Source organism: Gemmata palustris, from assembly GCF_017939745.1.
Lineage (GTDB): Bacteria > Planctomycetota > Planctomycetia > Gemmatales > Gemmataceae > Gemmata > Gemmata palustris.
Map to the genome: position 1 here is coordinate 5,595,422 of NZ_JAGKQQ010000001.1, position 12,007 is coordinate 5,607,428.

The window sequence follows — 12,007 nt, forward strand, 5'->3', positions numbered from 1 at the left end:
TCGCACCCGGCCGGGGCGGGCAGCAGTACAGTGCGCCGGTGAAATCGGCGCAACCGCGCGAACCGCATCGAGTGCCGGCGGTCGCACCCTCAACTGTCTTACTTGTCTTTCTTCTCAGCGACCCATGTATCTTGCGGCGGGCGTTTGAGGTGGTGGCCGGTGGCCTCCTGGTAGGCTTGGGCGACCGCGAGCAGTGTGCTTTCGCCGAAGAGCCGGCCCGTGAAGGTGAGCGCCGTGGGTGAGTTGCCGCGGAAGCCGTTCGGCAAGCAGACAGTTGGGTGCCCGGTCAGGTTCGTGATTTGCAGATCGTTTCCGCCGGCGTACAGATCGACCTTCTCCATCACTTTCGCCATCTCGCGCATCAGGAGCGTGCGCGCACGTTGCGCTTTGAGGTAATCGACGGCCGACACGAACCGCCCGCGGCGGAACGTGTTCGGCCACAGGCCGATGCCCTCCTTCACGTCCGCGCGGGTGATGTCGTCGAACGCCGTCGCTGCTTCCACGTCCAGAATCATGCTCACGATCTGTCCCGCGGCCTGTTGCGGCAACTTGATCGGCACCATCTTCGCACCCAATTCCTTGAGCACCTTCAGGTCCGTTTCGGACAAATTGCCCTCAACGAAGCCCACATTCAGTTCTTTCAGATTCACTTGCGAGGGCCAGTTAAACGGCCGGTCCTGGGCGGTCGCGTCCTTGCCGTCGAAGCCGTGGATCGCCCCGAACACCAGTGCGCAGTCCTCGGCGCTGCGGCACATCGGGCCGATCTTGTCGAGCGACCAGCACAGCGCCATGCACCCGTGCCGGCTCACGCGCCCGAACGTCGGGCGCAACCCGGTCACGCCGCACCGCGTGCTCGGCGAAACGATGCTGCCGAGCGTTTCGCTGCCCAACCCGAACCCGACCAGCCCCGCCGCAACGCTCGACGCGGTCCCCGCGGACGACCCGCTGCTCCCCTGTTTGATGTTCCACGGGTTGCGGGTGGTGCCGCCGAACCAAATATCGCCCCACGCGAGCGAGCCGAGCGTCGATTTACACGCCAGCACCGCCCCCGCATCGTCCAGGCGCGCGGCGACCGTCGCCTTCTCGTCGAGCTTTTGTTCTTGGAAATGCCCCGCGCCCCATGTGGTCGGATAACCAGGGTACGCGATCAGGTCTTTTGCGGCCCACGGGATGCCGTGGAGCGCTCCGCGGTACTTCCCCGCGGCAATCTCCCTGTCAGCTTCCGCCGCCTGCTTCAGTGCGAGTTCTTCCGTAAGCGAGACGGCACATAAGAGCGCCGGATTGTATTTCTTCAGCCGCGCGAGATAGATCTTCGTGAGATCGGCGGAAGTGATTTTCTTCAGGCGAATCAGTTCCGCCAGTGTTGCGAGTGGTAAGAACGCGAGGTCATCGTCGGTGTCGGGCTTCTTCGGTACGGCGGGGCGTGCGCGAAGCTCGGTCTTCCCGCGCCCGTCTTTCGAGGGCGATTCCCACGGGACCGCGTTGAAGTGAATGGCGGGCGGAACCGCGTTCCCGAGGTCGAGTTTGTTGAACGCCGAGACGCTCCGCAGTGTGTTGGTAAGCGCGCTGGCTACGGTCTTTCGTTCCGCGTCCGTGAGTGTGACGCCGGCAACCCATTCCGCGTTCTGCACCATTTCTGCAGTGACCGTTTCGATCTTCGGTTGCGCTGCGGTGGCCGCGACCGCGCGCTGGAACGTGGCGCTACCAACGCCGACCGCGGCAACGGTGGCGAAGAGTTCGCGGCGCGAAACGTCGGGTGACATTTGGGGCCTTTCCTTGATTGACGACGCGGAGTGTGAATGGTATTCGCCCGACGATTCTACCTCAGTTGCGAGTTGAGTATGCTGCGGATTCCCGCGATTGCAGCGCTCGCGTTCGTGCTCGCCGGTTGTGGCACTGTGGAGAATTTCACGCGCGGCTACAAGGGTCAGACGAAGCCCTATGGCGGGGTACAGATCGCGGCGAACCGGTTCAACGAAGACCCCATTGCGGTCGCCTTGATGCTACCCTTCTGGACCACCGATCTGGGGCTTTCCGCGGTCGGCGATACGGTCGCTCTGCCGGTTACCGTTTCGCTCGCGATCGTTCGCGGGATCAGCGACTACTACTTCCCGAAAGACGAGACGCCAGTAAGCCAGAACGAACCGCGCACCGACGCTCCCGCAACCGACAAGCCACCGACCGCCCCCTGAACCAAACTCCCGCGCCGCGTGTCCCGTGTTTGTCGCACGGGAAACCGAGGTTCGGGACACTTCGATGGGTGCTTCACACGAAGAAAGTTGGCGCACCACAACGAACCCGCGGTACCTCCTGAAACTGTCGCGGATTCGACCCAACGGCCGCAAGTATCTGCTTCTTGTGTGCGCCGCAGTCCGTCACCTGATGCCCGGTCCGCAGACCGGGATCGCGAACCGGGTTCTTACGGAAATCGAACGGTTCGCGGTCGCGCAGCCCCGCAAGGGCGTTCAGACGCACATCTGGCGGGATGTGATTCAGCGTGCGATCCCGCAAATCTCCGGCCCGTCATCGCGCTCGGGGCTTTCAGCTAACGGCACTTGGCTGCGCGTTTTGGAACACCGATTGGGCGCGCTATCACAGATCCGCGCGGCGGACGTGAACGTGGTATTCGACTCGGCATTCTCTCAAGTCGAATATCGCACCCGGACGGATACGGCTACCGAGGTACGGGCACTAACCGCGCGCCTCGTCCCCGGGCGGCAACCCGCGGTGCCCGGCTGGTTCAGGCGATTGTTGGGTGCTCCTGTGCCTCCCAAACCAGCTCCAAACCTGTCGGCTCAACAGCTCCGGGACGAAATTGTGTCGCGTGTGTCCCCAGATCGCCAAGAGGCAGTTCGTGCGACGTGGTCCGGGATCACAGATACCACGGCCGCAATAACACAAGCGTACCGCCTCGTCGACGAGCACACCCAACAGCAGATGGCCGAACTGACCGCACGGGCTTGTGATCTGGTGCGCGAAGTGTTCGGCAATCCGTTTAGCCCGCCCGTGATCGACCCCGGGTGGCTTCAGTGGAATCACGGCGCGGTCCACCACATCGCGGAACGAATCGCGACGAGCGGTGACTTCACCGATTTGCCCATTCTGAGTGACGCACTCGAAGACGCGGGTTGTTGCGATGAGGAACTGTTGCGCCACTGTCGCGAGCCGCACCTGCACGTTCCCGGGTGCTGGGCGCTCGATGCCGTGCGGGGGCGGAACTGAGTTCGGTGATTCGTGCCAGAAGTCGAAGTGCTGGCAACCGAAATAGCGCAAAAACGTGACCCGATTACGGCGACTCGTGGGGCACCGTAACCGGGGTGAGCGAAGAACAAATGGGTTACCAATCGTTGCTCAGAACCTCGCCGCCGGCGCGCGTACAGGCGTAGGCGAGTGTGACCGGCGAAACCGACGACCGAACGAACCGCACGCTCCCGTCCGCCAGAACCACGTTCGCCCCGCCCGTGTGGAAGCTGTACATTTCACTGTCGTTTGTGCAGTTAACGACGCAGGTACCGGGCGTCTTGTTCGTGCCGCTCGTCACCCCACTGATGCTGAACCCCGTGTCCGGGTCCGCCCACCCCCACCCGTCGGCCGTGTTGGTTCCCTGGTCCTTGCCCAGGATGAACACGTTCGGGCGCCCGGCGTCCTCCGCGAGCATGATCGTGTTCGACGTTCCGTCGGTGATCGCGGTGATCCGGACCCGCAGGGGGAAGTTCGACGCTGTTTCTTTTTCCAGCACGCCGACCGCCGCGCCCGCCCCGGGATACGTCAGCCCGTTGGCGGGCCAGAAGTCGGGCTTCACCTCGTTGACCGAGCCGTAGTCCCCAGCGCCCAACGTGCCGAGGCTCGTGGCGCGCCGACTGTCCGGGGCCGACGGGCACTTGAACAGTTTGAACGAGGTCTGCGACACGACCGCGTTTGTCCCACTGTTCCACGCCACGTTCAGATCCCACTGCTTAGCGACGTTGTCCTGTTCGACGTAGGGCAGCCCGAGCGTCGTCCACGACCGCTTGGCCGGAACGGTCGTCCGGCTGGGAGGCAAGAATCCGTTCGAGCTTTCAAAGTTGTGGATCGCCAGTCCGAACTGCTTCAAATTGTTCTGGCAGCTCATGCGGGCCGCGGCCTCGCGCACTTTCTGCACCGCGGGGAGAAGCAGCCCAATGAGGATGGCAATGATCGCGATCACCACCAGCAATTCAATGAGTGTAAAAGCGCGACGCGGGCGCTGGAGCATGAAGCACCTTGTTCGGAATCGGGATCGAATGAGAACTGAAGAGGTGTAGAATTCTTACCGCCACGGGTAAGAAAGTCTCATTGATATTCGATGAATATCACGTGTTGAAAATGTGAAGGCGACCAGGCTGATACGGCCGTGATGCGCAGTGCAAGAGTGGGTTACACGCGGTCGGTGACGTGTCCGCTCCCGTGGGCAGAACCGGCGGGGCGCTCGGGCGCCCGGTGCCGGCAGAAATGTGGATCGAGTAGCCGGCGGGCCGTTCCCAACAACGGAACCCGCCGAAAACGATCGAGGTTACTTGCGCAGTACCAGATTCTCGATGAAGAACTCCATCATCCGCGGCTGCGAGATCCCGGAGTGGCCCGCGTCCGGGCCGACCTGCAGGTCGAAGCTCTTGCCCGCGCGCTGGAGCGCGCGGATCAGTTGCAGCGAGTTCGACGGGTGGACGTTGTTGTCCGCGGTACCGTAGTAGATCATCAGCCGGCCCTTCAGTTTCGCCGCGTGGACCACCGCGCTGCCCGCGTCGTACCCGGCCTTGTTGTCCTGCGGCAGCCCCATGTACCGCTCCGTATAGATCGAATCGTATAGCCGGTAGTCGGTCACCGGGGACGAGGCGCACGCGGCTTGAAACACGTCCGGGTGCCGCAGTAGGCACATAACGGATGCGTACCCGCCGTAAGAGCCCCCGTAGATGCCCACGCGGGTCTTATCGAGGTACGGGCGCTCCCACAGCGCCTTCACCCCGGCTGCCTGGTCGTCGATCTCGACCACACCGAGTTTCCCGTAGATCGCGTCGAGGAACTTCTTTCCCCGCCCGCCCGCGCTGCGCGAATCGAACGACGCGACCAGGAACCCGTACTCGGCCAGCGCCGACGGTGCGGCGTGCGTCTCGCGGGCGCCGTTCGTTCCCGGCCCGGCGTACACTGATACGAGCAGCGGGTACTTTTTCGCGGGGTCGAAGTTCGATGGGAAGTGCAGCAGTCCGTACAGGTCTGTCGCGCCGTCCCCGGCTTTGAACTTCAGCAGTTCCGGTGCGCGGAGTCCGAGCTTCTCGAACTTCGTGGTGTCGCTCTTCGCCAGGTCCGCGACCGCCTTCCCGTCCGCGGAGACGAGCCGGCTCGCGGGGGGAACGGCGTGCGTCTGGTACACGTCGATGAAGTGCTTGCCGTCCGGGGCGAAGTCGACGGCGTGGTGGAACGCGGGATCGGTCAGGCGCGTGTCGCCCGTGCCGTCGAGCCCCACGCGGTGGAGTTGGAGCTTCATCGGGTTGTCGCCGCTGCGGGCGGTGTAGTAGAGTACGCCCGCCTCTTCATCGACGCGGACGACGTTCGCCACCTCGAACGGGTAATTCGTCAGGGTGGCGAGGAGCTTCCCACCGAGGTCGTAGAGGTAGAGGTTGCGCCAGCCGGTGCGCTCCGAGGTCCAGATGAACCGGCGCCCGTCTTTGAGGAACCGCATCGGCGGCAGGTTCTCGACCCAGCTCGCCGGCCACTCCTCGCGGACCACGACCCGGCACTTCCCACCCACCGGGTCCGCGGCGGCGAGTTCCAGCACGTTCTGGCGCCGGTTCGTCCGCTCGAAGAGTAACTCCTTGCCGTCCGCCGCCCAGGAAACCCGGTACGCGTAGTGCCCGACCACATCGTTAGCGAACGGCTTACCGTCGCGCACGTCGAGCTTCGTCGTCTTCTTGGTGGTGAGGTCGTAGACGAGCAGATCGACGACCGGGTTCGGGGCGCCCGGCTTCGGGTACGGTTCGGCGTCGAGCTTCGTCATGAGCGCCGTCTGATCGAGCGCCAGGTAATAATCGGGGACGCTCGTCTCGTCGAACCGGTAGAACGCGACCTTCTTGCTGTCCGGGGACCACCACATCGCCGAGCGCTGGAACAGTTCCTCGCCGTACACCCAGCTCGCGGAGCCGTTCTTGATGCGGGACTTCTCGCTCCCGTCGGTGGTCACCGCCATTTCGATCAGCCCCTTGGCGTCCGACAGCCACAGGTTCCGGTCGCGGTAGAACGCCTTGAACTGGCCGTCCGGGGACGTGGTCGAGGTGGACTGTCGCCCGCGCGGTGCCCCGCCTTGGGGTGCCCCACCGAACGGCCCGCGCCCGCCCGGCCCTTTCGGGGCGTCCTTCGCGTCCGCGACCGGGGTAATCTTACCCGTGGCGATGTCGAACCGGAGGAATTTCCCCTCGTGCCGGTACTCGAACGCCTTCCCCTCGTCCTTCCATGTGACCGAGACCGCGCCGGACTTCACCGCACCCGGGAGCTCCTTGCTCACCTTTTGGTAGTTGTCGTACCCCGGCATCGTCGCGAGCCGGTCCTGTGCGGCGAGTTCGCGACACGCGAGGGAAACGGTGACGGCACACAGTACAGCGAGCGAAATCGTCTGACCCGACATCTTCACGACGGTCCCCCAGTGCGAGCGGAGTGGACGGCGCCGCCCGGCGAGACTCGGGCGGCCGAGTGTCCATGATTCATCGGGCGCCGGTCCGGGTCAAATGAGAAGCCGGAAAGAAGTCGCGGTCGGGCGACGAGCGGCCCTTGCTCGTTCCCGGTCGGTGAAACCGGTCTACCGAAGTAATTGGGAACTTCAGATCGGGGTTCCTCACTCGATCATCAGCACGGCACCCGTGGGGCCGATTGCTAGGCAGATGTGGTCGTAACGGATCTCGAGCTTCTCGAACACGTTTAAGACGGTGTACGCGGCGATGTCGCGGATTTGGGTGAGGTTCGCGAGCTCCATGATCGGCCCCAGTTGGAGAACGATCGGGGTGTCAATCATGATGCGGTCGGCGACGATGGGCACGGTGCTCCCCTCAAACTGTTCATGGAAATTAGCGGCGAAGCGCGCTGGGCTCCGCCGCACGCCGGTCACAGCGATGTCCGCACCCGGAGCGGGCGCGGGCGGCACCCGTCGGCGGTGCTGGTACTGTCGAGCGCGAACGGGCCGGTGCCCCCGGCCGCGGTGAGCGAAACCCCTGAAATACTCGCTCCTGCTGCCGATGCGCCCGGCGGACCGCTTGTCCCCCAACTCGCGTAACCGCACGTCGCGCGAGTTGGGAAACAACGTGGGTGCTCGGTGCGGGCCGGCGCGCCACGCTTGGAGCGCCGGCCCGGGGCGAACCGGGGCGTTACTTCTTGGTCCTCACGTCGAGCCCGGTGAGCCGGAAGTCGAACGGCCCCGGCCCCTTTTTCTCGGCCGTCTTGAACTTCAGTTCGCTCTTCACGTTGTTGTTCCCGATCGCCAGCAGCTTTCCGTCCGGGGTGGCGCGGAACGTGTCGGTGTCGAGGGTTTGCGCATCCGGCAACCCGGCCGCGATCTGGTCGATGAGCAGATTCGCCGGCACCACGAACCCGCCAGCCGCGGCCCCCGCTGGAGCGGTGACGATCGCGACCGTGACAATGACCACGTCCACGAGCGCTTTCACCAGCGTCTTCACCAGGCCGATGTTGTTGTCCTGCTCGAACAGCGTGGCCGTCACCAGCACGTCCCCGGCGGAGGTCAGGTTCGGCTGCTCGGCCGGGGGAAACACAACGCGGTCGGCCGCGGCGAAGGTCCTGGTGTCCCCGTTACCGATCCCCGTCAGTACCGCCGTCGTCTTGGTGAACACCTGATTATCGGCACCAATCACGTAGATGGCGAAGATCTCGTCCTTGACTTCACCGGTCGTGTCCAGCGCGCGGAGCTCCTTAATCGACACCTGGGAGACGGTCGGCGCGGTGTTCGACCGCGGCGTCTTCGCGGCTGGTTGGATCCCGGCGGCCTTCACGAGTTCGCCCATGCGCTCGACCGTCAGCGCTTTCGTCGGGTCCATCTTCGCAAGTTCCGGGCCGGCGAGCCGCTGGCGCACCGCGACGGGGATCTTTTCCCAGTTCTTCTCGTAGTCGATGATCGCCTGTTTGGGGAGCTTGCGGAGCTGGGCGAACGCGGCCTCTTCCACCTTCGTTTCGGGCTTGGCCCCGGTGTTGAACCGCTTAACCATATGAATCAGCGCGGGCAGCAGCGGGTTGCCGTTCTGCGGCGTCTTGGTCTGGATGCGGGCGAGGAACTCGGCCCGGCGCGCTGGCGAGAACCCCTTCACCTTCTTGCCCTTGGGCGGCTGGGCCGGGTTCTGCACGCGCTGCCCGGCGACCTGTGCCCCGTTCTTGCCCGCCGGTGCCTTCACGCCCCCGATCACCCCATTATTCGGAACTACACCGGCCCCTTTCGTGTTCGGGCGCTGCACCCCGCCGGCGACGAACCCGTCCTCGTCGATCACCCACCCGAACAGGCCGTCGCCGTCTTCGGCGCGGTACAACCCGGCCACCACGTGATCGTCGCACCGCTTGGCGGTGAACGTCAGCGCCGTGTCGCCGGACCTGAGTTCGCCGCTCACGGTGTCGGCCGTGACCGTGGCCTTGAGCGTGCGGGCGCCGTTGACGGCTTCGATTTTGTCGCCCGCCGACGCCCCCTTGAACCACGCCGCGTGGTCGGCGTTGAACCCCTTGTCGTCGCTGCACGCATAAACCAAGAAAGATTTCCCGTCGCACACGACGCCGATCCGCGCCGACTCGGGCGCGCCGGCGATGGTGCCAACGAAAGTGTGGGCGGCGGCCGCGTCCGGCGGGGCCGGGGGCTGAGTGGCTCCGGCCGGGGCCGCCTCCGTACCGATGAGCAGAACCGCGGCGAGCAGCGCGAGCAGCGTGCCCGCGCGAATCAACGTAACTGCGGAGCGGGTCATGTCGTTCCTCCGTAATCCAGGCGCACCGGGACCGGGGCCGCGACGCGCGGCGGGACCGGGAACCGGGCCGTAGTGAAATGGGACAGTTCCTACCTGACGGGCAGAGCGGCGACGGGCGAACCGCTCACCGGTACCAACGCGAGGGCCTTACGCGAATAATTTCGTGTCCGGCGGGCGCGGGGCGATTCGCTTGCGCAAGTACCGCACGGGCGAGTGTTCAGGAGCACCGAGACCCCTACCCGGCGCACGGGCGCGCCGATCCAATAACCGGACCACTCCATGTCACCGGGCGCGAGAATTGTTCCACAGAAATCGGATCGGTATACTCACGCCATGAGCGAGTCCGCGCCCGCGTCCGACGACGCGACCTCTCCAACACTGCTGCACGACGCGCGGAACCGCGACCCGGGGGCGTGGCGCCGACTGGTTCACCTCTACAGCCCCGCGATCTTCCGCTGGGCGAAGCGCACCGGCCTGAGTGACGAGGACGCGGGCGACATCGTTCAGGACGTGTGGGCCTCGGTCAGCTCCGCCCTGGAGCGGTTCCGCCGGGACCGGCGGACGGACACCTTTCGCGGCTGGCTCTGGACGGTGACCCGTAACAAGGTGCGTGACCTCGCGCGGCGCCGCGAAGAGTCCGCGGCAGCGGCCGGGGGCACGGACGCGCAACAGATACTCAACCACGTTCCCGAAGCGGAACCGCCGGACGCCGTCGACGCCGATTCCGCGGAGTGGCTGAACCGGGCGCTCGACCTGGTGCGCCCCGACTTCGAGGAGAGCACCTGGCAGGCGTTCTGGCGGATGGTGGTGCAGGGGCAACCGGCGCGCGACGTGGCCGAAGCCCTGGGCATGGCCCCGAACGCGGTACACCAAGCGAAGTTCCGCGTGGTCAAGCGGTTGCGCCAGGAGCTCGAGCTCATCGGAGCGGCCGACGACCCGTCGTTCACGAATCTTTTCCCAGTCGCGTAAGAGGTCCGCGTTAAGTGGAGGGGAGAGGCCCACGATGCCAACACCTTGCCCCCCGCCCAACGAACTCGCCCGGTACGCCGCCGGGGACTGTGACGACGCGCGCGCCTCGGAACTGGTCGAGCACCTCGGTCACTGCGACCGGTGCCTCGACCGGCTGGACGGACTCGCGCGTCCCGGCCCGCGGTGCCCGGCGCGCGACCCTTCTTCCGGCGCGCCGGCGGCACTCGCCGCTGCGGTCGGGCGCGTTTTGGGGGCGCCACCGGCTCCCGCGGACGTGCCGCCGGAAATCCCGGGCTACCGCGTCATGGAACGGTTGGGGCAGGGCGGCATGGGAACGGTCTTCAAGGCGGTTCACGTGCGGCTGGGCAAAGTCGTTGCGCTCAAGGTCATTCGGGGCGCGCGGGACGCAGCCGCCGTCGCCCGGTTCGATCGCGAGATGCGCGCGGTCGGTCGGCTCGACCACCCGAACATCGTGCGCGCCTCCGACGCGGGCGAGGCGAACGGCGTTCACTTCCTAGTCATGGAGTACGTTCCGGGGGAAACGCTCGCACAGGTCGTGCGGTCCGGCGGCCCGATGGGGCTCGACCGGGCGCGCGCCGCGATCACCCAACTGGCCGCCGGGCTGGCGGTCGCCCACGCCGCCGGGATCGTCCACCGAGACGTGAAACCCTCGAACGCGATCCTAACGCCCGACGGAACGGTGAAGTTGCTCGACCTGGGACTGGCGGCGCTGCCGGACGCGGCACCGGAGCGCACCTCGACGGAGGGCGCCGAATTGACGGCGGTCGACGGATCGAGCCTGACTCGGACCGGGCGCGCGATGGGTACCCGGGATTACATGGCCCCCGAACAGGCGACCGCGCCCGGGGCGGTGGACGCGCGGGCGGACGTGTACGGGCTCGGCGCGACGCTCTGGTTCTTGCTCACCGGCACGCCGCCGCCGCGCCACGGGCTGCCACACGGGTCACTCCCTGGGGCACTGTCCCGCGAGGTGTGGCACCAGTTTCTCGCGAACGACCCGGGGGCGCGCCTGCCGTCCGCTCGGTCCGTCACGGTGCGCTTGTTTCGGCCGGTCCCGCGCCGGCGCAAAGTCATTCGGGTGGTCGGGGTACTCGTTACGACTCTCGTCGCGGGGGCCGCGGGAATGGCGCTCCGCGCGCCGCACCATCCAGAAACCTCTCCACCCGTACCGGCCCCGGCTCCCGCGATCGGCCGGTTGCCGTTCGACGCAGGAACCGCGAAACGATTACAGGACGTGTGGGCCGATCATTCTCAGGTTCCGGTCCGGCTCGCCAACCAGCACGGAATGAACTTCGTGCTGATCCCGCCCGGCGAACTGGGGCTGACGGCCGAGTGCCGCACGACAATTACCCGGCCGTACTACCTAGCGACGACGGAAACGACGATCGGGCTGTACCGGCGGTTCGTCGATGCGACCGGGCACCGCACCGCGGCCGAGGTGGACGAAAAGGGCGGCTACTTCCTCGATTTTGCCGCACCCGCGGGCAAGAAGTTCCAGCGCGGCCCGCAGTTCAATTGGCGCACGCCAGGGCACCCCGAAGCGACCGACCGGTACCCCGTGGTTCACCTGAGTTGGGACGACGCGGTAGCGTTCTGCGAATGGTTGTCGCGCACCGACGGGCGCCGGTACCGTTTGCCGACCGAGGCCGAGTGGGTCTGGGCGGCGCGGTGCGGGAACGAGAGCGAGGTCGGGGAACCGGTGCTGAGGGCCAAGCCGTTCGACGCGCCCTGGCAGGTGGACGAGTGGACCCGCGCGAACGCGGGCACCCCGCCCGCGCCGAAAGCGGTGGGCGGGCGCGGCGCGAACGTATGGGGCGTACACGACATTCTCGGAAACGTCCGCGAGATCTGCCGTGATGAATTCGACGCGCTCCCCGCGGGGGCGTGGACCGATTACGTGAAGCTCGGCACGCACCACCAATTTCACGTGATTCAAGGGGGCTGCTATTACTCGCCCCGACTTCCGCTGCGGGAGCACCGCGGGCGGTTGGAGTCGCACACCTTCGACACCGGGTTCCGCGTGGCGCTCGACCCCGCACCGTAATGAACGGTGCGGTGCC

At 66.1% G+C, this 12,007-nt stretch carries 10 protein-coding genes; 5 read left to right on the forward strand and 5 right to left on the reverse strand.

Features of this window, described 5'->3' with window-relative positions; all coding sequences use genetic code 11:
* Positions 1-98: 98 nt before the first annotated feature.
* Complete coding sequence (locus J8F10_RS23050) at positions 99-1,763, reverse strand: amidase (protein WP_210657846.1); 1,665 nt, start codon at positions 1,761-1,763, stop codon at positions 99-101.
* A 78-nt stretch (positions 1,764-1,841) separates the two neighbouring features.
* On the opposite strand from J8F10_RS23050, the gene J8F10_RS23055 reads away from it, so the two are divergent.
* Entirely contained in the window at positions 1,842-2,192 is a 351-nt protein-coding gene (locus tag J8F10_RS23055) for a YceK/YidQ family lipoprotein (protein ID WP_210657848.1), read from the forward strand.
* Between the two features lie 64 nt (positions 2,193-2,256).
* Entirely contained in the window at positions 2,257-3,222 is a 966-nt protein-coding gene (locus J8F10_RS23060; RefSeq protein ID WP_210657850.1) for a hypothetical protein, read from the forward strand.
* Between the two features lie 115 nt (positions 3,223-3,337).
* Here J8F10_RS23060 and J8F10_RS23065 read toward each other — a convergent pair whose 3' ends face one another.
* From J8F10_RS23065 to J8F10_RS23075, 3 genes are all read right to left on the reverse strand, one after another.
* The gene (locus J8F10_RS23065; RefSeq protein WP_210657852.1) at positions 3,338-4,234 is read right to left on the reverse strand and encodes a DUF1559 domain-containing protein; all 897 of its coding nucleotides are present in this window, start codon (positions 4,232-4,234) and stop codon (positions 3,338-3,340) included.
* A 297-nt stretch (positions 4,235-4,531) separates the two neighbouring features.
* Complete coding sequence (locus J8F10_RS23070; protein ID WP_246524424.1) at positions 4,532-6,634, reverse strand: S9 family peptidase; 2,103 nt, start codon at positions 6,632-6,634, stop codon at positions 4,532-4,534.
* A 207-nt stretch (positions 6,635-6,841) separates the two neighbouring features.
* A complete protein-coding gene (locus J8F10_RS23075; protein ID WP_210657857.1) occupies positions 6,842-7,042 on the reverse strand; it encodes a hypothetical protein in 201 nt (66 codons plus the stop codon).
* 21 nt (positions 7,043-7,063) lie between these two features.
* On the opposite strand from J8F10_RS23075, the gene J8F10_RS23080 reads away from it, so the two are divergent.
* Positions 7,064-7,276, forward strand: coding sequence for a hypothetical protein (locus J8F10_RS23080; protein ID WP_210657859.1), 213 nt, complete (start codon positions 7,064-7,066; stop codon positions 7,274-7,276).
* Between the two features lie 91 nt (positions 7,277-7,367).
* On the opposite strand, the gene J8F10_RS23085 is transcribed toward J8F10_RS23080, so the two are convergent.
* Complete coding sequence (locus J8F10_RS23085; protein ID WP_210657860.1) at positions 7,368-8,957, reverse strand: hypothetical protein; 1,590 nt, start codon at positions 8,955-8,957, stop codon at positions 7,368-7,370.
* Between the two features lie 333 nt (positions 8,958-9,290).
* Here J8F10_RS23085 and J8F10_RS23090 point away from each other — a divergent pair, with 333 nt between their 5' ends.
* Both J8F10_RS23090 and J8F10_RS23095 read left to right on the forward strand, forming a co-directional pair.
* On the forward strand, positions 9,291-9,926 hold the full coding sequence (locus tag J8F10_RS23090) for an RNA polymerase sigma factor (RefSeq protein ID WP_210657862.1): 636 nt from the start codon (positions 9,291-9,293) through the stop codon (positions 9,924-9,926).
* Positions 9,927-9,960: 34 nt separating this feature from the next.
* Complete coding sequence (locus J8F10_RS23095) at positions 9,961-11,991, forward strand: bifunctional serine/threonine-protein kinase/formylglycine-generating enzyme family protein (RefSeq protein ID WP_210657864.1); 2,031 nt, start codon at positions 9,961-9,963, stop codon at positions 11,989-11,991.
* Positions 11,992-12,007: the final 16 nt, after the last annotated feature.